Genomic DNA, 26,101 nt, shown 5'->3' on the forward strand with positions numbered 1-26,101 from the left:
TCGCGGCTGCTACCTGATGGATAAAAATTGCCAAGCAACATTGCAACCCCATTTGGCTCAATATTGTAATTTTATGACTTTGCGGATGCAGAAACACCCCTTGCACTCGCAGCATCCCGGCCCTCTCCCAGGCCCAATGGCGCCTGGGGGACCAGATGCGCGATAGAATTCGCATAGTAGACCAGCAACTCGCGTTTGGCCCGTACCGGCACCAACTGCCCCTTTTCGCGCACCACCAAGCCACGCATCAGCAGAATGCGGATCGCCTCTTGTCCGGCGGAATCCAGGCTCAGGCTGTGATGCTGTGCGCTGACCGGCGCCATCTGACTTTCCAGTTGTTTCATATGATGTGTCAGCAACTCCGCGCTCATGGCACCGTGGCGCAGCAACAGCCAGGCCGCCATCGGGACCGGCAGCACCGGCACGGCTGCACCAATGCGCGACAACAGCTCCTGCGCCAGCAAAGGGGTGAGGCCGCCCTCCTCTGCCTGCGGCCCTGCCGGTCCCGCCGCAGGATTATCACTGGGGTCCCCGGCCTGGGTGCTCTTGGCAAAGTCACGCAGGCTCAGCGGGCGACCAAAGACCACCGCCGCATGGCCAAAACGGTGGTAGCGCCCGGTAACCCACAGCCAGAACTGACGCAGGATCCGCGCCATGACCACCCCTATCCGAGCCTTGAAACGGCGCTCTCCGGCGCGGGCAGCCGACGTTAGGATGCGATCTTCAAGCACCCAATCATAGTTCAGCGCCACAGGCACAAAGACCACATCCCGCCCCTGCGGGTCCCGCGCCCCGGCCTCGACAATATACTTCAACAGCCCCAGTCGCGGCGGCGCCAGGGCACCATCCAGGCTCAGCCCGCCTTCGGGAAATATCGCCTGCGTCGCCCCGCCCTGGGTCGCCAGGCGAATATAGGTGGCAAGCACCCGGCGATACAGATCGTCGCGCGACTTGCGGCGGATAAAATAGGCCCCCATCGCCCGGATCAGCCGCGACAGAGGCCAAACCCGTGCCCATTCCCCCACCGCATAAGACAGCGCCGAACGCCGCGCCGCCAGATAGGTCACCAGCACGTAATCCATGTTGGAACGGTGGTTCATCACAAAGATCAGCGTCGCATCAGGATCCAGCTGCTGCAATGCCGCCTTATCCTGATAGCCCAGCCTCACCCGGTAAATCGCATTGGACAGCCAGCGCGCAGCCCCGATGGCCAGGCCAAAATAGGCAAAAGCGGAAAAAGAGGGAACAATTTCGCGGGCATATCGGCGCGCCTGTTCAAAGGCCACATTGTCGGGAATGCCGTGATCCGAGGCATGGCGCGCGACGGCCTGTGCCACCTCGGGATCATAGATCAGCCGCTGGATCATATCGTAACGCCTGGTCAGCTTGAACGGTTCGATTGGTCGTTGCAACCGCCTGTTGATCCGCGTCACCGCACGTTCAAAGCGACGACGAAAGAACCAGCGGACCGATGGAAACAGAAAATGAGAGGCAAAGGTGACCGCCGCAAAAAGCAGGATCAGCACCAATAGCCAAAGCGGGAGTTCAACACTACGCGTCATGCACCAAGCCTATAGCAATTACAGCGGGGGTAAACGCCCGCCTCCCAAAGACGCAACAGCCAATGATACCAATTACACAATTATGCGATTCTATGGCTCGAATAAGGGCACAGAGTCATGGGAAGAAGACATTCTCGGTCGCGATATACTGCGCCCTGGCCAGTCGGTTCGCATCGGTTTTGGCGATGGCACCGACTATTGCAAATTTGACTTTCGGGCCGTTTTTGATGACGACGACGTTCTGGTCGCCAAGGACATAAATGTGTGCAAGATCGGCACCTATACCTACAGCTGAACGCACAACCAGCCGCCGCTGGTGCCCGTTGCAATGTGATCTAAAGCGCGCCCCTGCCTATCGCAGCGGTGCGCTTTTTTGGGCTTGGGACCATTTCGCCGCAACGCAGCGAATTGACAAGGGTTGAAAATTGCAGTTTAGATCTGTTGAGCGAAACATAATTACCAAAGCAAACCCGCGAGGCGCCCCATGTCGCAGATGCAGAATGACCGCAAAACCGATCGCCCCTGGCTGATCCGAACCTATGCTGGCCACTCCACTGCCGAGGCCTCGAATGCGCTCTACCGGGCGAATCTGGCCAAAGGGCAGACCGGTCTGTCGGTCGCCTTCGATCTGCCGACCCAGACAGGATACGACAGTGACCATGTTCTGGCCCGTGGCGAAGTGGGCAAGGTGGGCGTTCCCGTTGGGCATCTGGGCGATATGCGCAGCCTGTTTGACCAGATACCGCTCGACCAGATGAATACCTCAATGACCATCAATGCCACCGCGCCCTGGCTGCTCTCTCTCTATATTGCTGCCGCCGAAGAACAGGGCGCAGATATTTCCAAGCTACAAGGCACGGTGCAAAACGATCTGATCAAGGAATATCTGAGCCGCGGCACCTATATCTGCCCGCCTGCGCCCAGCCTCAAGATGATCGCGGATGTGGCCGAATACTGCTATACGCATGTGCCAAAGTGGAACCCGATGAACGTCTGTTCCTATCACCTGCAAGAGGCCGGTGCGACGCCAGAACAGGAGCTGGCCTTTGCCCTGGCTACAGCGCAGGCGGTGCTGGATGAATTGCAGCCCCGGATCGCGCCAGAGGATTTCCCGGCCATGGTTGGGCGGATTTCATTCTTTGTGAATGCCGGCATCCGCTTTGTTACCGAGATGTGCAAAATGCGCGCCTTTGTCGATCTGTGGGATGAAATCTGCCGGGATCGATATGGCGTTGAAAACCCCAAGTTCCGCCGCTTCCGTTATGGGGTGCAGGTGAATTCACTGGGGCTGACGGAACAGCAGCCCGAAAACAATGTCTATCGCATCCTGATTGAAATGCTGGCGGTGACCCTGTCGAAAAAGGCCCGTGCCCGCGCCGTGCAGTTGCCCGCCTGGAACGAAGCCCTGGGCCTGCCCCGCCCCTGGGATCAGCAATGGTCGATGCGGATGCAGCAGATCCTGGCCTATGAAACCGACCTCCTGGAATATGAAGACCTGTTTGAAGGCAACCCGGCCGTCGACAGAAAGGTCCAGACGCTGAAAGACGACGCCCGTGCCGAGCTTGCCAACCTACAGTCTATGGGTGGGGCGGTCGCTTCTATCGACTATATGAAATCGCGGCTGGTCGATTCCAACGCCGAACGGCTGAATCGGATCGAGCGCAATGAAACCGTGGTGGTTGGGGTAAACAGCTGGACAGAAGGTGAGCCATCGCCGCTGCAAACTGAAGACGGCGGCATCATGGTGGTGGACCCTGCGGTTGAACAGGAACAGATCACGCGGTTGAACGCCTGGCGGCAGGCCCGTGACGCGGATGCCGTTGCAACCGCCCTCGCCGATCTGCGCGCTGCCGCGCGCGCAGGCGACAATATCATGCCCGCGTCGATTGCGGCGGCAAAGGCCGGTGTCACCACGGGCGAATGGGCAGAGGAAATGCGCCGGGTTCACGGCACCTATCGCGGCCCCACCGGGGTTTCCGGCTCGCCTTCAAACAAGACCGAAGGTCTGGATGACCTCCGCGAGGCGGTCAACGCGGCGTCGGATCAACTCGGCCGTAGGTTGAAATTCGTGGTTGGCAAGCCCGGTCTTGACGGCCATTCCAACGGCGCCGAGCAAATTGCCTTTCGCGCCCGCGACTGTGGCATGGACATCACCTATAATGGCATCCGCATGACCCCTGAAGAGCTGGTTGCCCAAGCCCAAGATGATGGTGCCCATGTGGTCGGGCTGTCGATCCTATCCGGCAGCCACATGCCACTGGTGGAAGAACTGATGCAGCGCATGCGCGAGGCAAACCTTGGACATATTCCCGTCGTGGTTGGCGGCATCATCCCCGACGATGACGCCGAAAAGCTGAACCAGATGGGCGTATCGCGCGTTTACACCCCCAAGGATTTTGAACTGAACACAATCATGGCGGATATTGTCGAACTATCGCACCCCTCAAAGACGGCGTAATTCTGCTCTTTTTGCAAATACGGCTAATTTATTTGAATATTACTCTGGCAATTGCAGTTATGCTTAGCATTAAAGAGTGCCGGACAAAGAAATATGTCTGGCGTGCCAATCTGGAGTATCAAAATGAGCCCTGACCTTTCAAAAATGTCTCGCAAAGAATTGCTTGAGCTTAGAAAGGGCATTGATTCTGCCCTGAAAGACGCAGAGCAACGCGAGCGAAAAGAAGCCATTAAGGCAGCCGAAGACGCGGCAGCCAAGTATGGTTTTTCACTTGATGAAATCACCGGCCCCAATCGGGCCAGTGGCAAGAAGCAAAAAGCCGCTGCAAAATATCGCAACCCGCACAACCCAGACGAAACCTGGAGCGGCCGGGGTCGTAAACCTCATTGGGTGCATTCCGCTATCTCCTCTGGTATGGATATCTCCGACCTGGAAATCTGAATCCGGACTGGAGAAAACAATGACCATTCATATCGGCGCCCAAAAGGGTGATATCGCTGAAACGGTTCTTATGCCGGGCGATCCCTATCGCGCCAAATGGGCCGCAGAGACCTTTCTGCAAGAGGCCAAGCTGGTAAATGAAACCCGCGGAATGCTGGGTTACACAGGCAGTTGGAATGGCCATCGCGTCACAATCCAAGGGAGTGGCATGGGAATGCCCTCTCTTTCCATTTATGCTAATGAATTGATCCGCGATTTTGGGGCCAAAACGCTTATTCGTATTGGATCCTGTGGTGGCATGCAGCCGCAGGTGAAACTGCGCGATGTCATTCTGGCAATGACTGCCACCACCGTTGGATCCCCTTCGCAGAGTATTTTCAAGGAATTGAATTTTGCGCCAGTGGCGGATTGGTCGCTATTGCACGCGGCGGCACAGGCCGCGCAATCGCGCAGTATCGGCACCCATGTGGGCGGTATCTATTCGTCTGATACCTTTTATGATGAACGCGCCGACCTGAACGAACAAATGGTCCGACACGGCATCCTTGGCGTCGAGATGGAAGCGGCTGAACTCTATACGCTGGCGGCACGCTATCAATGCCGCGCCTTGGCGGTGCTAACGGTTTCCGACCACCTGGGCACCGGTGAAGCACTGCCTGCCGATCAGCGCGAACGCAGTTTTGGCGATATGGTCGAAATCGCGCTGGAAGCCGCCTTCGCCTAACCGACCTTGACAGAGGCGCCCCACGCGGGCCCAGTATTGGACAGAATAAAGGCGGCCCGCTTCAAGGCCGCCTTTTGCATAGATTGCCCTGAATTACCTTCCGTGGCTTTGATCATAGCCATTGCGCGCCGGGCTTTGCCAGCCATCCAGCGCGCCACCCTGGGGCGCAAAGACCTCTACCAGCAGCGGGTAACAGGCGGCAGTATCGCTGGAATGCTGCTCCGCGCAGTCACCGCCTGGGCAGGCGCTCAGCGCCCCCAGCAGCGGAATTTCGGCAAAGAACTCAAGATAATCACCGGGGCGCACCGGGCTTTGCTTCATGAAGTACTGGCCGGTGTCACGGGTAAATCCGGTGCACATGAAAACATTCAGCACATCATGCACATAGGGTTCTGCCTCAGCCAGGCTTAGGCCTGTATGATCGGCCAGGGCGCGGGTCAGGTTCGAATGGCAACAGTGATGGTACTGGCTGCCCGCCAATAGATTGCCGGTATAGGGATCACAGCGGGTGCCAATGACATCATGCACCGAGCCGCCATAGGCATCGATGCCATACCAGCCCAGCGTGTCCTCAACGATGGTGGCCATCGGGCGAAGATTGGGCAGGCTGGTCCACATCCGCTCTCCGGTGGTGAGATGGGTGCCATGCAGCGCCCGGGTCTTGCCAGAATAAAACCGCTCTGCGAGGTCGGCACTGTTCCACAGGTTCAAATCGCCAACCTGCGCCCCCTCTACCGAAGAGATGCGAAAGAACTGGCCTGCCGGGACCTCGAAACACGCCGCATCACGCGGGGGAACCAGCACCTCGGCCACCTTTGCCGCGCCCGCCCGCGCCTGCCGATACAGCGCCAAATCTGGCTGCGGCAGGCTGTCATTTGGATAGCAAATCACCGGCTTGACGGCGCGGCGCGCCGCCGCATCGGCGGGGCCCTGTCGGGAAGTATCAGCCATGGGGAAACCTCTTCTCTGTTTGCCCACAACTTGGCCCTGTTCCGGTGCGCACTGCAAGCCGGATAAGGCAGGTCCACAGCATTTTGACACCACGATTGCGACTGGAAAATGATCTCGCCGAGCGCCAGAGCGTATTCACCCTGCGTATTCCAGGGGTGCAAAACCGGTGCCGCCTTTTGCGCAACAGGCCTTAATCGCGCGCACGGCGGCAGTGACGCGGGGTATCAAGACCGGGCTGAACGGCACCGCAATGGCCACATACCCACTGCCCCTTGCTGCGCTGTTGCCGCCAACGGCAGGCCCGCGTAAGGCTGGTGGTCATGCGGCGATAGATAAAGTAGCAAAACACGCCGGTTATCAGAAGCAGGATCAAAATAGGCATAGCGCCCCATAGCGCGCCCAGGCAGTTTGCTCAAACAAAAACCCCCGCACCGAGGGAGGACGCGAGGGTTTTGAAACAGTGTCTACCTGCAATCAGGCAGCGTCGTAATAGGGCACAAAACCATTGGCGGGCTGATCAGTCTTTGCCTCGGGCAGCGGCTCTGGCGTGTAATAGGCCCAGGCCTGATCCAAGGCGTCCAGCAGGGCGCGGGCTTTGGCGGTTTCGCGGATCTCTGGCAGGTAGTCTACGGTCTTCATCATCTCGGTCCTGAGTTGTTAAACCTCTCCCTGCGGTCACTATACGCCCAGACAGCAGGCGCTGCACCGGCCAATCTTGCAAACACGCCATGCACTGTTTGCAGGGCCGATCTGGCCGCAATGAACACAAAACCCCCGGACAGGCGGGCTGTCCGGGGGCTGATTTCAAAACCTATAAAGGCAGCTCCATGGCACCGGATCAAACGGCGCGATCAACCATCATATGCTTGATATGGGCAATTGCTGCGGCTGGGTTCAGCCCCTTGGGGCAGGTCTTGGTGCAGTTCATGATGGTATGGCAGCGATACAGCTTGAAAGGGTCTTCCAGCTGGTCCAGACGCTCTGGCGTGGCCTCATCACGGCTGTCGATGATCCAGCGATAGGCATGCAGCAACGCAGCTGGCCCAAGGTATTTGTCGCCGTTCCACCAGTAGCTGGGGCAAGAGGTCGAGCAGCTGGCGCACATCACGCATTCATACAGCCCGTCGAGCTTCTTACGGTCCTCGATCGACTGACGCCATTCCTTGGCGGGTGCATTGGTTTTGGTTTCCAGCCAGGGCATGATGGACGCATGCTGAGCATAGAAATGCGTCAGATCCGGGATCAGATCCTTGACCACCGGCATATGCGGCAGCGGGTAGATTTTCACGTCGCCCTTGACCTCATCCAGCCCGTAGATACAGGCCAGCGTGTTGATACCATCGACGTTCATCGCGCAGGAACCACAGATGCCTTCGCGGCAGGAGCGGCGGAAGGTCAGGGTTGGATCAATCTCGTTCTTGATCTTGATCAGCGCGTCCAGGATCATCGGACCACATTTGTCCATATCCAGGAAATAGGTATCCACCTGCGGGTTCTTGCCGTCGTCCGGGTTCCAGCGATAGATCTTGAACTTGCGCACATTGGTCGCGCCGTCGGGCTTGGGCCACGTCTTCCCCGTGGTGATCTTGGAATTTTTCGGAAGTGCGAATTCGACCATAGATCGTTCTCCTTGCTTAGCTGCCTGCCACACCAAGGGCCAGGGCCCCAGGCTGACAGGAGATCAGATGGACCGGCTGAGCCCAGAGGCCCCTCCGAAACTTAAATAGTGCCGCAGCCGCAACAGATGTTTGGCGCGAGACGCAGAGGCAGGCAATCATAGGCCCTCCCCCTGCGGCAATGGCTGGTGCTGGGCGACGTTTTTGAGATAGGCGGCATCCTCGGGGAACAGCGCCTCCAGTTCCTCTAGCAGGGCCGCATCGCGGGCGGCCATATGCAGCATGGCCTGAAATTCCGCATCGCTGCGCATCTGCTGCCAGCGCCGATCAGTCTGCAACTCAGCCGCCGAACTGGCTTGTTTTTGAAACGACGAGCCGCCACCGTAGTGCTGCACCTCGCCCAGACTGTTGTCATGCTGCCCCAGGCCCAGGTCCTGCAGGAACTGCGCCCGGTAGTCTGCACTGCGCATCCAGCGATCATAGCAGATCGCCACCAGCCCCAGATCCTGTGCCTGCCGGACCAGTCCCAACAGCCGAATATAGCTGTCGATGGTGCGCAACACGATGCCGTTGCGACGCACCAGAGTGTAGCCGTCATTGGCCTGCATCTTTTTCAGCAAAGAGGCGGACCAATTCAGAAAGCTACGATAGATCAGCACATTATGGCTAAACAGGGCCTCATCAAAACGGCCAGACGCCTGCCGGTTGATATCAAATTCAGCCGGGCTGGTGTCCTCATACGAGACCAGGAACAGTGCGCCATCGCCAGCATCCTGCGTGACCGAGGCCATGTTACGATTGGCCTTGTGCTGCGGCGCATGGGCACCATTCACCGCAACCCCGCGCGAGTTTTGCAACGGGTCAGTGCCAGGTTTGCAGTTGTTCAGAAACACCGAACGCCGATTTGGCGCATTGCGCTGCAGCCAGGACAGGATGGCGTGATTACCCGACCGCCGCATGCCAAAGACCCGCAGGCTCAGCCCTGGGGTGAACCCCAGCGCCTGCCATTCCTGTGGCAAAGCCTGCGCGTGAGAGATGGCCATCAACAGCCCCCTTCCCGCCCGAAAGAGGCAACGCCCCCCGTGCTTTGCATCACGCAGCCCAACTCAGTACCCCTCTACCAAAGAGGAACGGATGGTTGACCCATCCGAGAGGTAAGCCAATGCACGCCGCTGTTCATCCAGGGTGAGGGTTTCCCACAGGGTCGCATCCCCAGGCATCAACGCATAATCTGATGGCAGGGGCACCGAAGAGACCTCAGACTCGGCACAGGCCGACAGCAGCAGGGCCGCAAGGCCCAGTGCCAGTAGTTTGATATCCCGGTGCCCTGCCATATCAGAAAGTCCGCGCTTTGGGCGCGATCTTGGCCAGGCTGATACCACCTTCGTCTTCGGTGGTAAGCCGATCCAGGATCACCGGGCGATAGGTCAGGTCAACCTTTTCACCCTCAACCCGGCTGACCGTATGCACGCGCCAGTTTTCATCATCCCGCGTGCTGTAGTCTTCATGCGCGTGGGCACCACGGCTTTCGCGGCGGGCTTCGGCACCATGGATCGTCGCCAGGGCGTTAGGCATCAGGTTTGCCAGTTCCAGCGTTTCCATCAGATCCGAGTTCCAGACCAGCGAGCGGTCGGTGACTTTGAGGTCATCCATCTTGCCCGCGATCACGGTCATCTTCTCGACGCCTTCTTTCAGCGACTTATCTGTGCGGAACACTGCCGCATCGGACTGCATGGTGCGCTGCATTTCCAGACGCAGATCCGCAGTGGCAATGCCGCCATTGGCGTTGCGCAGCCCATCAAAGCGATCAAAGGCCTTATCGACCGAGGCCTGGTTCAGCGTCGGATTTGGCGCTTCCGCGTCAACGGTTTTACCGGCCCGGATAGCAGCAGCCCGACCAAAGACAACAAGGTCGATCAGCGAGTTGGAGCCCAGACGGTTGGCGCCATGCACCGAGGCACAGCCTGCTTCGCCCACGGCCATCAGGCCAGGCACAACGGCGGTTGGATTGTCGGCGGTTGGGTTCAGCACTTCACCCCAGTAGTTGGTCGGAATGCCGCCCATGTTGTAATGCACCGTTGGCAGAACCGGGATCGGTTCCTTGGTGACGTCAACACCGGCAAAGATCTTGGCGCTTTCCGAAATACCCGGCAGGCGTTCGGCCAGGGCCTCGGGTGGCAGGTGGCTGAGGTTCAGGTGAATGTGATCACCATGTTCGCCGACGCCGCGGCCTTCGCGAATTTCCATGGTCATCGAACGTGACACGTAATCGCGTGGGGCCAGGTCTTTGTACTGGGGCGCGTAGCGCTCCATGAACCGTTCGCCTTCAGAGTTGGTCAGATAGCCGCCTTCGCCGCGCGCACCCTCGGTGATCAGACAGCCAGAGCCGTAGATGCCGGTGGGGTGGAACTGGACAAATTCCATATCCTGCAGCGCCAGACCGGCCCGCGCCACCATACCGCCACCGTCACCGGTGCAGGTATGGGCCGAAGTGGCCGAGAAGAAGGCACGGCCATAGCCGCCAGTGGCCAGCACAACCATCTTGGCGTTGAAGACATGCATGGTGCCATCGTCCAGCTTCCAGCAGACAACACCCTGGCATTCGCCCTCATCCGACATGATCAGGTCGATGGCAAAATATTCGATGTAGAATTCAGCGTTGTTCTTCAGCGACTGACCATAAAGCGTGTGCAAAATGGCGTGGCCGGTGCGGTCGGCGGCGGCACAGGTCCGCTGCACCGGGGGGCCTTCGCCAAATTCGGTGGTATGGCCACCAAAGGGGCGCTGATAGATCTTGCCTTCTTCGGTGCGCGAGAACGGCACGCCGTAATGCTCCAGTTCATACACCGCCTTGGGCGCTTCACGGGCGAGGTATTCCATCGCATCCGTGTCGCCCAGCCAGTCAGAGCCCTTGACGGTGTCATACATGTGCCACTGCCAGTTGTCAGGACCCATGTTCGACAGCGAGGCAGCAATGCCGCCCTGTGCCGCAACCGTATGGGACCGGGTTGGGAAAACCTTGGTCACACAGGCGGTGCGCAGCCCCTGTTCCGCCATGCCAAGCGTTGCGCGCAGACCGGCCCCGCCGGCACCCACGACCACGACGTCATAGTCATGCGTCTCGTATTCGTATGCAGCCATATTTATTGTCCCTTACAGCGCGATCTTGCCCAGGGCGAACAGCCCGGTGGCGATTGTGGCATAGCTCAGGCCGATCACAAACATGATCAGCGCCTTGCGCATAGAGCCCTGCGCATAGTCTTCGATCATCATCTGCGCGCCCTTGTTAAAGTGCATCACACCAGCATAAAGCGTGAGCCCCGTCAGAATGGCTGGAAAGGGCCGCGCAAATGTCGCCAGCACCTCTTCCTGCGTGCCACCAATGGCAGAGCCAACGACATAGAGAAAGGTGGGGACCAAAAAGGCCAGCGCCACGGCGCTTACCTGCATGTACCAGTGATGCTGGGTTCCGGTGCCAGCGGCCCCTTTGCCCTCGGCGCGTTTACGAGCGGTCAAATAACGCATGTTTGCCTCCTTAAACCACAAGCACGGTAATAATGGTGAGGATGACGGAACCGATCATCATGCCCCAACCCAGTTTTTCGGCGGTCTCGATGTCCAGCCCGTGACCGGCATCAAAATAGAGATGACGCAGACCGGCAAGAAAGTGATACCAGACGCCCAGTGTCGACAGCACCAGCACGATATCGCCAAACCAAGAGGTCATCACCCCGTTGGCAGTGGCAAAGTAGGCAGGCGAGGTCGCCGCCGCGAGGAGCCACCAGACAATCAACATCACAGAGATGATAAGCGCATTGCCCGTGATCCGGGTGAGGATCGAGGACATAGAGGTCATCTGCGGGCGATAGATCGACAAATGTGGCGAAAGCGGGCGATTGCCCCGATTTACATCGGCCATGTTGGCTCCTTTCCAGTTAGCTGAAGCCGTTTTAGCGGTTTTTTACGTCCTGTCACGCAAACAGCGGGTAAATTTCTGCGGTAATTTGACCAGATTTGCAAAAAAACGCATTTCGTGATCACAGGCTGCTGCCCAGTGATCACAAAACTGTCTTACTAAAATTATTTTGCAGAATCAGCCCCCCTTTGTGCGATTTTCTGCAAACCCACCTCAGTTGGCCAATTCTCAGCCCCCTGCGCCGATCCCTGCGTGCCGCCTGACGCGGGTTCCGACGCAGGCGACATACCGCGTTGGTGCCCGGCTGTTTTGCGCGCGATTTCACGTACCAGCTTGCGGCGGATTTTGTCCGGATAATCGGCAAATCGGTGCGCTGTTTCGACAAAGGCTCCCTCGCCCCGGATTACATGTTCGTAGAAATATGCGGTCAGGTCCGGCGCGCTTTGCTCGATTGCGATGGCGTTGACGGTGATCCCCGCCGCGCGCAACATCGGCTTCAGGGTTGCCGGTTCCACCCCCTCGTTTGACGGCCCATCGCCAGACAGGTCAATCACCCGTCGGCTGCAATCCGGTGCCTGGGAAAACTGGTTCAGCCCCAACAACAGCGCCTCGCCCAACGCGGTGGAAAAGTTGCGCCAGGGGCGCGGTGCCGCCTCAATCGCCTGGGCCAGGGCTTCGACATCGTCAAAACTGCCAATCGTGGTCCAGGGAATAGAAACTTCCTGCCGCGCCCGCCCGGACCACTGGATCAGGCTCACCTGCGCTTTGGCGATCACCAGCGCCTCGGACACCACGCCGTCGCGCAGCCCAGCCGCAAGACCATCCATCTGGATGCGATATTCAGTGGCATCCACCGAGCCGGACACATCCACAGCCAGCACCAGCGCCAAATCGCAGGCCTGCGCCGGTAACGGCAGCAACGCCGCCACCGCCAGAAACAGGCGGGCTGACAACAGATGGGCAGTGATCCTCATGCCAGCAAGCCTAGGATGTCCTGCCCGCTGCGTCATCCCCGCAGCGGGCAGGACACAGCGTTTTGAAGATAGCCGTTATTTCGGCATCAAGGCCCAGTAATCCAGATCCAGCAGCACCTCGGGCAGGTATTTGCCATCATTGCCCTTCAGCACAAAGGGATCACCGCCCGAGGTGGCGACCAGCCGCAAGCGAATGGCGCCAACGCCGGGGGCATCGGTATCGGCCTTGTCCAGCACCTCGGACCAGGCCCGGATGGTGGTGCCGGACAGGCAGGGATTGGCATGGGCACCGCCATTCAGCCCCACGATCATCTGCGCATTGGCCAGCCCATTGAAGGACAGGGCCCGCGCCATGGAAATTACATGCCCGCCATAGATCAGCCGGGTGCCATCGGGCCGCGCCGTGGTGTCGAAATGTACCTTAGCAGTGTTCTGCCACAGGCGGGTAGCCAGCATATGCTCGGCCTCTTCAATGGTGACACCATCCACGTGGTTGATGGTCTCGCCCACTTCATAGTCGCCCCAGCGGTGGGCTTCGCCCGCCTGGGTATAATCGTAACCGGTGAAGTCCAGTCCCGCAGGCAATACCAGTTGATCGGCAGGAATGACCTTGGCCAGATCCGGGATCACCGTGTCCGGCGCGGGCGCGTCGAGGTTGTGTTTGCGCACCATCACCCAGCGCACATATTCCATCACCACCTCGTCGCGCTGGTTCAGGCCACGCGTGCGCACATAGACAACGCCGGATTTGCCGTTTGAGTTCTGCTTGACGCCGATCACCTCACTTGTCGCGCGCAGGGTGTCGCCCTCGTAAACCGGCAACAGCCAGCGCCCCTCGGCGTAGCCCAGATTGGCCACCGCGTTCAGCGAAATATCAGGTACCGTCTTGCCAAAGACGATGTGAAAGGCCGCCAGATCGTCCAGTGGTGCCTTGGGCAGACCAGAGCGGCGGGCAAATTCATCAGAAGAATATAGCGCATGGCGCGCCGGATAGAGCGCGTGATACAGCGCCCGTTCTCCGCCCGAGACGGTGCGCGGCACCGCATGGGCGATCACATCGCCCAAGGCATAGTCTTCAAAAAATCGGCCCGGATTTGTTTTTGCCGCTCTGGTCTTGGTCATCAGTGTTCTCCCAGTTTTGTCTCGGGGGTGTAGGTGCCGTCCACCTCTTTCACCACTGACTGACCGCAGCGCATGATGCCTTTGACAGGGTCAAAGGTCTGGGTGGGGCTGCCATAGAGCGCCCAGCCCTTGTTCAGCGCATCGGTCACTTTGTGACAAAAGGCAGAGGTGTCGTCTTCACTCAAAAAACGGTAGAGTTTCATATCTCAGCCCCCCGGAAAGGGGGAGGGGCCGACCATCCCGTGCACATAGCCTATCACCGCCAGCAGCACGACAGAGGCCACCAAGAACATCGCATCCTTGGCAATGCTGCCTTTGGGATTGGGGGTCCAGTTGGGTTCTGCCCGGTTGATCACAACCATTTCAGCCAGCGCCCAGGCCAGCAGGCCACCAAACAGCACAAAGGACGCCGGATCCCAGTTTACCAGCAGGTGGGCAACCGCCCAGAGCGCAAAGCCGGTCAGCATAGGGTGACGCATCTTGTAGAAGATCGCGCCCTTGCTGGGGCCAGGGCTGGTAAAATACAGCGCAATCAGCATCAGCAGATTGTTGATATGCTGCAAAAACGGCGGGAACAGCGCCAGATCGTAGCTCTCGGCGGAACGATAGCCCAGAACCATCAGCACAATGCTGATCACCAGAGCAACGGCGACAAGACCCTTGCCCTTGTTGCCCATTGGTTCACGGATGCCGGGGGCCAGGCGCTTGAACAGATGCGCCGCCCACCACAGCAGGATGCCTAGGACCAGAAGTGTCATGTCAGTCTCCTAATAGATGTTAACTTGGTTAACACCTAGGCGGAAAACGCAGCGATTGCATCCGCTTTTGCAAGAATTTCTCGTGCCGTCGCAACATGCAGATTTTCGACGATCTTACCGTCAACCACCGCGACCCCCTGCCCCGAGGCCTCGACCGCGTCGAAGGCTTCGATTTGGCGGCGGGCCAGATCAATTTCATCCGCACTGGGGGCAAAGGCATCATTGGCAACGTCAACCTGGGCCGGGTGGATCAGTGTCTTGCCATCAAAGCCCATATCGCGCCCCTGGGTACATTCGGCAAACAGGCCGTCGTTGTCCTTGAATGCATTGTAGACGCCATCGACAATCACCAGCCCCTCGGCCTTGGCCGCCAGCAGGCACAGGCCAAGCCCCGCCATCATCGGCAAGCGATCAGGGCGGAACCGGGTCTGCAGCTCTTTGGCCAGATCATTGGTTCCCATGACCATGCCCTGCAATTTTGGGTGGGCGGCGATCGCGGCGGCGTTCAACATGCCGCGCGGCGTCTCCATCATGGCCCAAAGCGGTTTATCCCCGGTCAGCGCCGCCAACGCATCCAGATCCGCCGGGCTAGAGACCTTGGGCAGCAGGACCGCATCGCAGTCCATCGCGGCAGCGGCGCGGGCGTCAGCCTCGCCCCAGGGCGTGTCAAACCCGTTGATCCGCACGATCTTCATCCGGGCGCCATAGCCGCCTTCCCGCAGCGCCGCACTCAGCGTGTCGCGCGCATTGTCCTTTTCCTCAACCGAGACTGCATCCTCAAGATCAAAGATCACCGCATCCACCGGCAAGGTTTTGGCCTTTTCCAGTGCGCGCGGCTTGGAACCGGGAATGTAGAGTACCGAACGATAAGGGCGAATGCGCGGGTCCATCAGAAAATCTCCAGGTTATTTTGTTGCGCAAACGGCTATAGATTCGGATCATTACTTTCAAGTGCGATCACGCCGCATTGCAGAAAAAGCGCAAATGCCGCTAGGTAACACGCCTGCGCGTAACAATAAAATTTTACCCCTTAGTCTTCGACAGGACTGGCACGGCGGATTAACCATTTCTCAAAATGTCCTTGGCAAACTTTTCTTATCGCAACGACCTTCAGGTCGGGGATCTCATCCGGTTCAAAACCTTATTTTCAAAGGCCAGAGCCACTCCAAGATCATCCCCCGCGTGGGCAGAAAGCCCGCTTTAGTAGAGACTGGGCCAAAGGCCCGCATAACGATTACGTCAATGGAAAACGGCCCCAGATCTGATGGGTACGCAGAGAGGTCAAGTGACCCCTCTCTCTCGGCTCGGGCATTCCGCATAGGGTAAAACCCAAGGAGAAGACGATGTTGAAAACTGTACTTGGCCTGTCCGTGCTGGGCTTTACCTTTGGCCTGATGACCGCCGCCCCCGTTGCCGCCCAGAGCCGCAACTGTGCCCCCCGCAAGGTTGTTGTTGAACGCCTGGCAGAAAAATATGGCGAAAGCCGTCAGGCCATCGGTATTGGTCAGCAGGGCATGGTCATGGAAACCTTTGCCTCGGCCGAAAGCGGCAGCTGGACAATCACCGTCACCCTGCCAACCGGCATGACCTGCCTGATGGCGTCAGGCCAGTCCTTTGAGGCCCTGGCAGAAGCTATCCCAACGGTTGACAACGACGCCTGACACCGCGCCACGTTCGCCCCGACAAGGCCAGAGACGCCGACCTCTGGCCTGCCATTCGCGCAGAAACGGCGCCTGCCTGTCACAGGGTGGGCGCTTTGCGTTCTTACGCCACGACAGCAGCTGCCTGCGCCATGCCTGCGGTCAGGCCCCCAAAATCCTCGCAAAAGCGACACTCTGGCAGGGAAATGCGAAAAACATTCCTGCCCGATGCTGTAACGCCAATCCGCAAAACCGCCTTATTTGCAAGCCTTTCAGCCCCCGTTCCACCCCAGCACTGCCCCGCGCGCGCGCCATGCCGCAGCGCAGAAGCCTTGCGCGAGCGCGCCTGAGGGCGTAGGCATCCCCCAAATTTCAACCGGACCGGAGAGAAATCCCCATGGCCAGACCCAAGATCGCGCTTATCGGCGCAGGCAACATCGGCGGCACGCTCGCCCATCTCGCAGCCATCAAAGAGCTTGGCGACGTCGTTCTTTTTGACATCGCTGACGGCCTTCCCCAAGGCAAAGCGCTCGACATCGCCCAATCCGGCCCTGTTGAGAAAATCGACGCAGCCATGTCTGGCTCCAGCGATTATTCCGCCATCGCGGGTGCCGATGTCTGCATCGTCACCGCTGGTGTGGCCCGCAAACCCGGCATGAGCCGGGATGACCTGCTGGGCATCAACCTGAAAGTGATGAAATCCGTTGGTGAAGGCATCGCAGCCCACGCGCCAAACGCATTCGTCATCTGCATCACCAACCCGCTGGACGCGATGGTCTGGGCGCTGCAGAAATTCTCTGGCCTGCCCACCAACAAGGTCTGCGGCATGGCCGGCGTTCTGGATTCCGCACGCTTCCGCCACTTCCTGGCCGAAGAGTTCAACGTTTCCATGCGCGACGTCACCGCCTTTGTGCTGGGCGGCCACGGCGACACCATGGTGCCTTCGGTGCGTTATTCCACCGTTGGCGGCATCCCCCTGCCTGATCTGATCGACATGGGCTGGACGACCCAGGAAAAACTGGACGCAATGGTTCAGCGCACCCGTGATGGCGGCGCCGAAATCGTTGGCCTGCTGAAAACCGGCTCTGCCTTCTATGCGCCTGCTGCCTCGGCAATTGAAATGGCCGAAGCCTACCTGAAAGACCAAAAGCGCGTTCTGCCCTGCGCCGCCTATTGTGACGGCGACCTTGGCGTCAAGGACATGTATGTCGGCGTGCCTACTGTGATCGGTGCCGGCGGTATCGAACGCGTCGTCAACATCAAGCTCAACAAAAGCGAGCAAGAAATGTTCGACACTTCGGTCAAAGCGGTTCAAGGCCTGGTTGACGCCTGCAAAGGCATCGACGGCTCGCTCGCCTAAGTCGAACAACAGGGCTGATCTGTTCCACCAGACAGGTCAGCGCAACAAGATCCCGATGCACGCTCCGACCTGGGGCGTGCATTTTTTCGTGCCGCCTGTTTCACCATTACCTACGATCTGCCCCAGGCAAACCTGCGGACCTCGATGGGACCGCAGGGACCGCCGCCAGCCAGTGTCGCACGGCATTTGCCGATATGGCACTTTGTCGCCTTTTTCCAATCATCACGAATCAAACAAATTGAGCTATCGAATGTTTGTGATCACACGCTGGAAAGCCGTGATCACAAAACCGGAAAATCTTCATCATTTCCCCGCGCGCCTTCAAAAAAGCCTTTAAAGATTTGCCATATGACGGCGTTATGACAAAGATAATTGAAGCCAGACGGGACAGTTTCTCATGAACATCCACGAATATCAGGCCAAGGCCCTTCTTCGCAGCTACGGAGCGCCGGTTTCCGACGGGCGCATCGTCCTGAAGGCCGACGAAGCCAAATCCGCCGCAGGGGAGCTTGACGGCCCGCTGTGGGTGGTCAAGGCACAGATCCATGCCGGCGGTCGCGGCAAAGGCACCTTCAAAGAAGCAGGCGCCGGCGAAAAGGGCGGTGTCCGCCTGACCAAATCGGTAGAAGAAGCCGCCGAGGAAGCCAAGAAAATGCTGGGCCGCACCCTGGTCACGCATCAGACCGGCCCTGCGGGCAAACAGGTCAACCGCATCTACATCGAAGCCGGTTCGGGCATTCAAACCGAATTGTACCTGGCGCTGCTGGTTGATCGCCAGACCTCGCGCATCTCTTTTGTCTGCTCTACCGAGGGCGGCATGGACATCGAAGAGGTTGCCGCAGCGACCCCTGAAAAAATCCTGTCGTTCAGCGTTGATCCGGCCACCGGCTATCAGGCTTTCCACGGCCGCCGCATCGCCTTCTCGCTGGGTCTTGAGGGCGCGCAGATCAAGCAGTGCGTCAAACTGATGGGCCAGCTGTATCAAGCCTTTGTCGACAAAGACATGGAGATGCTGGAAATCAACCCGCTGATCGTGTCTGACACCGGTGATCTGAAAGTGCTCGACGCCAAGGTGAGCTTTGATGGCAACGCCATGTACCGCCACGCCGATGTGGCCGAACTGCGCGACACCACCGAAGAAGACTCCAAAGAGCTGGAAGCGTCGAAATACGACCTGAACTACATCGCGCTCGACGGTGAGATCGGCTGCATGGTGAACGGCGCCGGTCTGGCGATGGCCACCATGGATATCATCAAGCTGTATGGTGCTGAGCCTGCAAACTTCCTCGACGTAGGCGGCGGTGCCACCAAGGAGAAAGTCACCGAGGCCTTCAAGATCATCACCTCCGACCCACAGGTCAAAGGCATCCTGGTCAACATCTTTGGCGGCATCATGCGCTGTGACGTCATCGCCGAGGGCGTAGTTGCCGCGGTGAAGGAAGTCGGCCTGAAGGTTCCGCTGGTTGTCCGTCTGGAAGGCACCAATGTGGAAGCCGGCAAGGAGATCATCAACACCTCTGGTCTTGACGTGATCGCCGCCGACAACCTCTCTGATGGCGCCGAGAAGATCGTGAAAGCGGTGAAGGGCTGAGTTGATCGTGGCCACTAAAGCTGACCCAGTAAACACTTACTTGGCAGGTCGCTTGGCTCAACGCCACGCGACCGATCTAGTAGCCTATTCTGGGTTTGAGTGGCCGAAGGGCTTTATTGGTGAAGACAATCCCGTAACGGAAAGGCTGCATGAAGCTGCTCTCTCTTTTGCTGTCAACGCAAGACGCTATTTGGAGCACACAGGTGATCGCCCAACAATTTCTGAAACACGCTATGCAAATGATAGCGGCGATGAAACTGTTGAAAACCGTCTGTATGAAACATTGCACGGATTGATACACTCTCGCTTTCTGCGCATCCAATACTCGCCCCTGACCAAGTCCAACTATAACGGTATCGAAGGTGTCGCACCTGTTTATTTCATCTACGAAACCGATCGCTACCCAGAAAAGAAATCCTCAATTTTCGGCATGGCTTGGAGCTTTCTCACTATGCCGAAACAGGACACAAATTCTTAGTTTAGGAGACTCCTCACATGGCAGTCCTTATCGACGAAAACACCAAGGTCATCTGTCAGGGCTTCACCGGCTCGCAGGGCACCTTTCACTCTGAACAGGCCATCGCCTATGGCACCAAAATGGTCGGCGGTGTGACCCCAGGCAAAGGCGGCCAGAGCCACCTGAACCTGCCGGTCTTTAACTCCGTGCACGAAGCCAAGCACGTGACCGAGGCCAATGCCTCGGTGATCTACGTGCCGCCCCCCTTTGCCGCCGATTCAATCCTCGAGGCGATCGACGCCGAGATGGAACTGATCGTCTGCATCACCGAAGGCATCCCGGTGCTGGACATGATGCGGGTGCAGCGCGCGCTGGAAGGCTCCAAATCGCGCCTCATTGGTCCGAACTGCCCCGGCGTCATCACCCCCGACGCCTGCAAGATCGGCATCATGCCCGGTCACATCCACAAACGTGGCTCTGTTGGGGTTGTATCGCGCTCCGGTACCCTGACCTATGAGGCCGTGAAACAAACTTCGGATATTGGTCTTGGCCAGTCTTCGGCTGTTGGCATCGGTGGCGACCCGATCAAAGGCACCGAGCACATCGACGTGCTGGACCTGTTCCTGGATGATGATGAGACCCAGTCGATCATCATGATTGGTGAAATTGGTGGTTCTGCCGAAGAGGAAGCCGCTGAATTCCTCGCCGAGCAGAAGAAAAAAGGCCGCTGGAAGCCCGTCGCTGGTTTCATCGCTGGCCGTACAGCCCCTCCCGGCCGCCGCATGGGTCACGCGGGCGCAATCGTTGCCGGTGGCAAAGGTGGTGCCGAAGATAAGATCGAAGCCATGCGCTCTGCTGGCATCGTCGTTGCCGAAAGCCCCGCGGGCCTCGGCGAAGCGGTGCTGAAAGCGATCAAAGGCTAAGGATCCTTTGGGGCGGCTTTGGTCGCCCCATACTCTCTACCCGGATATGGCAGGTCACATGACACAGGATTTCCGATACCCGAGCCAGGCCGCAACAGGCACCGCAAGTGATTGCGTTGATTGCCTTTGCCCCGCCTTGCGCGCCGTAAGTATTGCGAAACACATCTGCAATATACCCGTCCGCGAACCCCTTTCGCACGACATCGCTTGTCCCTTTTGATTTTCAGTCTCTGATCCTCTGCAGTGAGCACATCCATGACCGATAACTCTCCCAACGACCTGTTCCACGCCTCCTCCTTTATGCAGGGGCACAATGCCGAGTATCTTGAGCAGCTCTATGCGCAATATGCCAAAGACCCAAATGCGGTGGATGCCGCCTGGGCAGAGTTCTTCCGCCAGATGGGCGATGCAGAACCTGATGTAACGGCCGAGGCGGCTGGCCCCTCTTGGGCGCGCCCCGACTGGCCACCGGCCCCCAACGATGACCTGACAGCGGCGCTGACAGGTGAATGGCCCGCCCCCGCCGAGGCCAAGGCCGCAGGTAAAAAGATCGTGGAAAAGGCCGCCAAAGTCGGCGTCGAGGTCTCGGACGAGCAGGTGCAGCGCGCCGTGCTGGATTCGATCCGCGCCCTGATGCTGATCCGCGCCTACCGGATCCGGGGCCACCTGGCCGCCGATCTGGACCCGCTGGCGATGCGCAGCGACGCCCCCCACCCCGAACTGGACCCGCAAAGCTATGGCTTCATGGCAGCGGATATGGATCGCCCGATCTTCATCGACAATGTTCTGGGGCTGCAGGTTGCCTCGATGCGCCAGATCGTTGACATCGTCAAACGCACCTACTGCGGCACCTTTGCCCTGCAATACATGCATATTTCTGACCCGGCACAATCCGCCTGGCTGAAAGAACGCATCGAGGGCTACGACAAGGAAATCACCTTCACCCGCGAGGGCCGCAAGGCGATCCTCAACAAGATGGTTGAGGCCGAGGGTTTTGAAAAATTCCTGCATGTGAAATACATGGGCACCAAGCGGTTCGGCCTGGATGGCGGCGAGAGCCTGATCCCAGCGATGGAGCAGATCATCAAACGCGGTGGTAACCTTGGTGTCGAAGAAATCGTCATCGGCATGCCGCACCGGGGCCGTCTGTCGGTTCTGGCCAATGTGATGCAAAAACCCTACCGCGCTATCTTCAACGAGTTCCAGGGCGGTAGCTTCAAACCCGAAGATGTCGATGGCTCGGGCGATGTGAAATATCACCTCGGGGCCTCGTCCGACCGTGAGTTTGACGGCAATACCGTGCACCTCAGCCTGACCGCGAACCCCTCTCACCTGGAGGCGGTGAACCCGGTTGTTCTGGGCAAGGTCCGCGCCAAGCAGGACCAAAAGAACGACGATGCACGCACCAAGGTGCTGCCGATCCTGCTGCACGGCGATGCGGCCTTTGCCGGCCAGGGCGTTGTCGCGGAATGTTTTGCGCTGTCTGGCCTCAAGGGTCACAAGACCGGCGGCACCATGCATATCGTGGTGAACAACCAGATCGGTTTCACCACCGCGCCGCATTTCTCGCGCTCCTCCCCCTATCCCACCGACAACGCACTGGTGGTTGAGGCCCCGATCTTCCACGTCAACGGCGACGACCCGGAAGCCGTGGTCCATGCCGCGAAGGTGGCCACCGAGTTCCGCCAGAAATTTGGCAAGGACGTGGTGCTGGATATCTTCTGCTATCGCCGCTTTGGTCACAACGAGGGCGACGAGCCCATGTTCACCAACCCGCTGATGTACAAGAAGATCAAGGGCCACAAGACCACGCTCAGCCTCTATACTGAACGTCTGGTCAAGGATGGGCTGATCCCCGAGGGCGAGATCGAGGATATGAAGGCCTCTTTCCAGGCGCATCTGAACGAAGAGTTCGAGATCGGCAAGGACTACAAACCCAACAAGGCCGACTGGCTGGATGGGCGCTGGTCGCACCTGGATAAACAAGACGACAACTATCAGCGTGGCCGCACCGATATTCCACCGGAAACCATGGCCGAAATCGGCAAGAGCCTGGCCTCGGTCCCCGAGGGCTTTCCGATGCATAAAACCGTGGGACGCTTTCTTGCGGCCCGTGGCAAGATGTTTGAAACCGGGGCCGGCATTGACTGGGCCACTGGCGAAGCACTGGCCTTTGGCTCTTTGCTGACCGAAGGCTACCCGGTGCGCCTGTCCGGTCAGGATGCCACCCGTGGCACCTTTTCGCAGCGTCATTCAGGCATCATCAACCAGGACACCGAAGAGCGCTATTTCCCGCTCAACCACATCCGTGAAGGCCAGTCGCAATACGATGTGATCGACTCCGCCCTGTCGGAATATGCTGTCTTGGGTTTTGAATATGGCTATTCGCTGGCAGAACCCAACGCGCTGACCCTGTGGGAAGCCCAGTTTGGCGATTTTGCCAATGGCGCCCAGATCATGTTCGACCAGTTCATCTCGTCAGGCGAAAGCAAATGGCTGCGGATGTCCGGCCTGGTCTGCCTGATGCCACATGGCTTTGAAGGCCAGGGGCCGGAACATTCATCGGCCCGTCTGGAACGGTTCCTGCAGATGTGCGGTCAGGACAACTGGATTGTTGCCAATTGCACCACACCGGCAAACTACTTCCACATCCTGCGCCGCCAACTGCATCGCTCCTTCCGCAAGCCGCTGATGCTGATGACGCCTAAATCGCTGCTGCGTCACAAGCTGGCCGTCAGCAAGGCAGAGGAATTCACCACCGGTTCCAGCTTCCACCGGGTGCTGTGGGATGATGCCCAGCACGGCAATTCCGAGACCAAGCTGGTCAAGGATGACAAGATCAAGCGCGTGGTCATGTGTTCAGGCAAGGTCTACTATGACCTGCTGGAAGAACGCGATGCCCGTGGCATTGACGACGTCTATCTGATGCGCATCGAGCAGTTCTACCCCTTCCCGGCGATCTCGCTGGTCAAGGAACTGGAACGGTTCAAAGGTGCCGAAATGGTCTGGTGCCAGGAAGAGCCCAAAAACCAGGGTGCCTGGACATTTATCGAGCCCAATATCGAATGGGTGCTGAGCCGGATCAAGGCCAAGCACACCCGGCCCGCTTACGTCGGCCGTGCCACATCGGCGTCGCCCGCAACCGGCCTCGCCAGCCAACATAAAGCCCAACAAGCTGCGCTCGTGAACGACGCGCTGAGCATCTGAGGAAGACAGACATGACAACCGAAGTTCGCGTGCCCACCCTGGGCGAATCCGTTACCGAAGCCACCGTGGCCACCTGGTTCAAGAAACCCGGCGACACCGTGGCGCAGGATGAAATGCTCTGTGAGCTGGAAACCGACAAGGTCACCGTCGAAGTGCCCGCGCCGGCTGCCGGCGTATTGGCGGATATCGTCGCCAGTGAAGGAGAGACCGTCGGCGTCGCCGCGCTGCTGGCCAATATCAGCGCCGCCGGTGCCGCCGCAGCTCCCAAAGCCGCCGCCCCTGCCCCCGCAGCAGAGGCAGAAGCCGCCCCCGCCGCCAGCGGCGGAGGCAGCACAGATGTCATGGTGCCAACTCTTGGCGAATCGGTGACCGAGGCAACTGTTTCGGTCTGGTTCAAAAAGGTCGGTGACACCGTGGCGCAGGACGAAATGCTCTGCGAACTGGAAACCGACAAGGTCTCTGTCGAGGTCCCCGCCCCCGCCGCCGGGGTGCTGTCGGAAATCATCGCCGGTGAGGGCGCAACAGTAGAAGCCAACGCCAAACTCGGCGTGATCGCGGGATCAGCCGCAGCAGCGGCACCAACCGCCGCCCCTGCGGCGCAGGCGGCACCCGCCGCTGCCGGAAAAGACATCGCCAATGCGCCATCGGCGGAAAAGGCCATGGCCGAAGCCGGGCTCTCTGCCGCCAATGTTGCAGGCACCGGCCGCGATGGTCGTATCATGAAGGACGATGTCGCCCGCGCGGTTGCCGCCGCGGCGTCCGCACCTGCACCAGCCGCCCCGGCAGCGGCCCCGACACCGCGCGCTCCTGTGGCCGCTGATGATGCCGCGCGCGAAGAACGGGTGAAAATGACCCGCCTGCGCCAGACCATCGCCAAACGCCTGAAGGAAAGCCAGAACACCGCTGCCATGCTAACCACCTATAACGAGGTGGACATGACCGAGGTGATGGCCCTGCGCAGCCAGTACAAAGACCAGTTCGAGAAAAAGCACGGCGTGCGCCTGGGGTTCATGTCCTTCTTCACCAAGGCCTGCTGCCACGCGCTGAAGGAAGTGCCCGAAGTCAACGCCGAGATCGACGGCACCGATGTGGTCTACAAGAACTTTGTCCACATGGGCGTCGCCGCCGGCACCCCAACCGGCCTGGTTGTTCCAGTCATCCGTGACGCCGACAGCATGAGCTTTGCCGAAATCGAAAAAGCCATCTCTGCCAAAGGTAAACTGGCGCGTGACGGCAAGCTCTCCATGGCAGACATGCAGGGTGGCACCTTCACGCTGTCCAACGGCGGCGTCTACGGCTCGCTGATGTCCTCGCCGATCCTGAACCCGCCACAGTCCGGTATCTTGGGCATGCACAAGATCCAGGACCGCCCCATGGCGATCAATGGCAAGGTAGAGATCCGGCCGATGATGTATCTGGCGCTCAGCTACGATCACCGCATCGTCGACGGCAAAGGCGCCGTGACCTTCCTGGTCCGCGTCAAGGAAGCCCTCGAGGATCCCCGCCGCCTGCTGATGGATCTGTAAGATGGACCATAGGGCGGGCAGCGAAGACGCAATTGCCGCAATTCTGCTCGCCCTATGGCAACGTGGCTTTCAGGCTGGTGATTTCAAATTTGAAGACACCGGCTTGAAGCCAGAGAATGTGCCATACTACGATGTCAGCTTTCAATGGCTCATAGATGAAGGGCTTGTGCGCTTGGCCAACAAACAGAGGTTCTGGTCTGACAGCATGGGGGCGAAAGACCCGGTTTTGACGGCAAAAGGCATAGCAGTGCTCAACAAGCCATCCCCCCTTCCTGAACAATCAATCGCACAACGCCTGAAATCCGTTCTGCAGGACGCGGAGCAAACCGGATACCGGGCCGCAGTCGCTGAAATCGTCGGTTTGACCGCAGAACATGCTAGCACGTATTTTGACAGGTCTGGATCACATGACCACTGAACTCACCATCCTCGCCCTCGCCGCCCTATTGCAAGTCCTGCAGTTCTGCGCCTATTCCATCACGGCCAACCGGCAGGTCAGCCCCAAGGTTGCCCTCGGCCCACGCGACACACCCGTACAGCTTACCGGGCTCGCAGGCCGCTTCAAACGCGCGATGGAAAACCACTACGAAGGCTTGGCCCTCTTCACCATCGCCTGCCTCGTTGTCACCCTTGGTGAGCAATCCACGCCCATTACACAGACCTGCGCCTGGATCTACCTAGGGGCCCGCATCGCCTATGTCCCTGCCTATGCCCTGGGGCTCTCACCCTGGCGCTCGGTGATCTGGTTTATCGGCCTTCTGGCCACCACCACCATGCTCATCGCCGCCCTAATCTAGGCTTTCATCTTTCCACAAATACCTCGGGGGAGGCCCGCATGGGCCGGGGGCAGCGCCCCCTTCCCGTCCAACCACAAA

General features: G+C 59.0%; 27 protein-coding genes. 13 read left to right on the top strand and 14 right to left on the bottom strand.

Annotated features, from left to right (window positions below; translation table 11 throughout):
* Positions 1–71: 71 nt before the first annotated feature.
* Entirely contained in the window at positions 72–1,562 is a 1,491-nt protein-coding gene (locus P2081_RS12530; protein WP_278923211.1) for a 1-acyl-sn-glycerol-3-phosphate acyltransferase, read from the bottom strand.
* On the opposite strand from P2081_RS12530, the gene P2081_RS12535 reads away from it, so the two are divergent.
* From P2081_RS12535 to deoD, 4 genes are all read left to right on the top strand, one after another.
* Positions 1,561–1,857 (top strand): hypothetical protein, encoded by a 297-nt coding sequence (locus P2081_RS12535; protein ID WP_278923212.1) that lies wholly within the window; start codon positions 1,561–1,563, stop codon positions 1,855–1,857. The genes P2081_RS12530 and P2081_RS12535 overlap by 2 nt on opposite strands.
* 189 nt (positions 1,858–2,046) lie before the next feature.
* A complete protein-coding gene (locus P2081_RS12540; RefSeq protein ID WP_438826536.1) occupies positions 2,047–4,020 on the top strand; it encodes a methylmalonyl-CoA mutase family protein in 1,974 nt (657 codons plus the stop codon).
* Positions 4,021–4,143: 123 nt separating this feature from the next.
* Positions 4,144–4,461, top strand: a complete 318-nt coding sequence (locus tag P2081_RS12545; protein WP_278923213.1) for an H-NS histone family protein — start codon at positions 4,144–4,146, stop codon at positions 4,459–4,461.
* A gap of 19 nt (positions 4,462–4,480) precedes the next feature.
* Positions 4,481–5,185, top strand: coding sequence for a purine-nucleoside phosphorylase (deoD, locus tag P2081_RS12550; RefSeq protein ID WP_278923214.1), 705 nt, complete (start codon positions 4,481–4,483; stop codon positions 5,183–5,185).
* 93 nt (positions 5,186–5,278) lie between these two features.
* Here deoD and P2081_RS12555 read toward each other — a convergent pair whose 3' ends face one another.
* From P2081_RS12555 to P2081_RS12615, 13 genes are all read right to left on the bottom strand, one after another.
* Positions 5,279–6,136: an urea carboxylase-associated family protein gene (locus P2081_RS12555; RefSeq protein ID WP_278923215.1), complete on the bottom strand. Its 858-nt coding sequence runs from the start codon at positions 6,134–6,136 to the stop codon at positions 5,279–5,281.
* A 474-nt stretch (positions 6,137–6,610) separates the two neighbouring features.
* Positions 6,611–6,775: a hypothetical protein gene (locus P2081_RS12560; RefSeq protein WP_278923216.1), complete on the bottom strand. Its 165-nt coding sequence runs from the start codon at positions 6,773–6,775 to the stop codon at positions 6,611–6,613.
* A gap of 199 nt (positions 6,776–6,974) precedes the next feature.
* Complete coding sequence (locus tag P2081_RS12565) at positions 6,975–7,754, bottom strand: succinate dehydrogenase iron-sulfur subunit (protein WP_278923217.1); 780 nt, start codon at positions 7,752–7,754, stop codon at positions 6,975–6,977.
* Positions 7,755–7,910: 156 nt separating this feature from the next.
* Complete coding sequence (locus tag P2081_RS12570) at positions 7,911–8,795, bottom strand: hypothetical protein (protein WP_278923218.1); 885 nt, start codon at positions 8,793–8,795, stop codon at positions 7,911–7,913.
* Positions 8,796–8,858: 63 nt separating this feature from the next.
* Positions 8,859–9,086, bottom strand: a complete 228-nt coding sequence (locus tag P2081_RS12575) for a hypothetical protein (protein ID WP_278923219.1) — start codon at positions 9,084–9,086, stop codon at positions 8,859–8,861.
* A gap of 1 nt (position 9,087) precedes the next feature.
* A complete protein-coding gene (gene sdhA / locus P2081_RS12580) occupies positions 9,088–10,893 on the bottom strand; it encodes a succinate dehydrogenase flavoprotein subunit (protein WP_278923220.1) in 1,806 nt (601 codons plus the stop codon).
* Between the two features lie 12 nt (positions 10,894–10,905).
* Positions 10,906–11,277, bottom strand: coding sequence for a succinate dehydrogenase, hydrophobic membrane anchor protein (sdhD, locus tag P2081_RS12585; RefSeq protein ID WP_278923221.1), 372 nt, complete (start codon positions 11,275–11,277; stop codon positions 10,906–10,908).
* Between the two features lie 10 nt (positions 11,278–11,287).
* A complete protein-coding gene (gene sdhC, locus P2081_RS12590; RefSeq protein ID WP_278923222.1) occupies positions 11,288–11,671 on the bottom strand; it encodes a succinate dehydrogenase, cytochrome b556 subunit in 384 nt (127 codons plus the stop codon).
* A 161-nt stretch (positions 11,672–11,832) separates the two neighbouring features.
* Positions 11,833–12,642 (bottom strand): DUF1194 domain-containing protein, encoded by an 810-nt coding sequence (locus P2081_RS12595; RefSeq protein WP_278923223.1) that lies wholly within the window; start codon positions 12,640–12,642, stop codon positions 11,833–11,835.
* Between the two features lie 75 nt (positions 12,643–12,717).
* On the bottom strand, positions 12,718–13,764 hold the full coding sequence (locus P2081_RS12600; RefSeq protein ID WP_278923224.1) for a MaoC family dehydratase: 1,047 nt from the start codon (positions 13,762–13,764) through the stop codon (positions 12,718–12,720).
* On the bottom strand, positions 13,764–13,967 hold the full coding sequence (locus P2081_RS12605; protein WP_278923225.1) for a DUF1737 domain-containing protein: 204 nt from the start codon (positions 13,965–13,967) through the stop codon (positions 13,764–13,766). Before P2081_RS12605 ends, P2081_RS12600 begins: the two co-directional genes overlap by 1 nt.
* A gap of 3 nt (positions 13,968–13,970) precedes the next feature.
* On the bottom strand, positions 13,971–14,522 hold the full coding sequence (locus P2081_RS12610; RefSeq protein ID WP_278923226.1) for an NnrU family protein: 552 nt from the start codon (positions 14,520–14,522) through the stop codon (positions 13,971–13,973).
* 35 nt (positions 14,523–14,557) lie between these two features.
* Positions 14,558–15,412 (bottom strand): HpcH/HpaI aldolase/citrate lyase family protein, encoded by an 855-nt coding sequence (locus P2081_RS12615; protein WP_278923227.1) that lies wholly within the window; start codon positions 15,410–15,412, stop codon positions 14,558–14,560.
* Between the two features lie 453 nt (positions 15,413–15,865).
* Between P2081_RS12615 and P2081_RS12620 the strand changes: the two genes are divergently transcribed.
* From P2081_RS12620 to P2081_RS12660, 9 genes are all read left to right on the top strand, one after another.
* The gene (locus P2081_RS12620; protein WP_278923228.1) at positions 15,866–16,183 is read left to right on the top strand and encodes a hypothetical protein; all 318 of its coding nucleotides are present in this window, start codon (positions 15,866–15,868) and stop codon (positions 16,181–16,183) included.
* Positions 16,184–16,559: 376 nt separating this feature from the next.
* The gene (gene mdh / locus P2081_RS12625) at positions 16,560–17,522 is read left to right on the top strand and encodes a malate dehydrogenase (RefSeq protein ID WP_278923229.1); all 963 of its coding nucleotides are present in this window, start codon (positions 16,560–16,562) and stop codon (positions 17,520–17,522) included.
* 397 nt (positions 17,523–17,919) lie between these two features.
* Positions 17,920–19,113 carry an ADP-forming succinate--CoA ligase subunit beta gene (gene sucC, locus P2081_RS12630; RefSeq protein ID WP_278923230.1) on the top strand — a complete coding sequence of 398 codons (1,194 nt, stop codon included), beginning with the start codon at positions 17,920–17,922 and terminating at the stop codon, positions 19,111–19,113.
* 7 nt (positions 19,114–19,120) lie between these two features.
* The gene (locus P2081_RS12635; protein WP_278923231.1) at positions 19,121–19,591 is read left to right on the top strand and encodes a hypothetical protein; all 471 of its coding nucleotides are present in this window, start codon (positions 19,121–19,123) and stop codon (positions 19,589–19,591) included.
* A gap of 17 nt (positions 19,592–19,608) precedes the next feature.
* Positions 19,609–20,493: a succinate--CoA ligase subunit alpha gene (gene sucD / locus P2081_RS12640; protein WP_278923232.1), complete on the top strand. Its 885-nt coding sequence runs from the start codon at positions 19,609–19,611 to the stop codon at positions 20,491–20,493.
* Between the two features lie 255 nt (positions 20,494–20,748).
* The gene (locus P2081_RS12645; RefSeq protein ID WP_278923233.1) at positions 20,749–23,700 is read left to right on the top strand and encodes a 2-oxoglutarate dehydrogenase E1 component; all 2,952 of its coding nucleotides are present in this window, start codon (positions 20,749–20,751) and stop codon (positions 23,698–23,700) included.
* 11 nt (positions 23,701–23,711) lie between these two features.
* Positions 23,712–25,226 (top strand): 2-oxoglutarate dehydrogenase complex dihydrolipoyllysine-residue succinyltransferase, encoded by a 1,515-nt coding sequence (gene odhB / locus P2081_RS12650; RefSeq protein ID WP_278923234.1) that lies wholly within the window; start codon positions 23,712–23,714, stop codon positions 25,224–25,226.
* A gap of 1 nt (position 25,227) precedes the next feature.
* Positions 25,228–25,644: a hypothetical protein gene (locus P2081_RS12655; protein WP_278923235.1), complete on the top strand. Its 417-nt coding sequence runs from the start codon at positions 25,228–25,230 to the stop codon at positions 25,642–25,644.
* Complete coding sequence (locus tag P2081_RS12660; RefSeq protein WP_278923236.1) at positions 25,634–26,023, top strand: MAPEG family protein; 390 nt, start codon at positions 25,634–25,636, stop codon at positions 26,021–26,023. The genes P2081_RS12655 and P2081_RS12660 overlap by 11 nt, the downstream gene beginning before the upstream one ends.
* Positions 26,024–26,101 lie beyond the last annotated feature (78 nt).

This window comes from Pseudophaeobacter profundi, assembly GCF_029697505.1.
Classification (GTDB): domain Bacteria; phylum Pseudomonadota; class Alphaproteobacteria; order Rhodobacterales; family Rhodobacteraceae; genus Pseudophaeobacter; species Pseudophaeobacter profundi.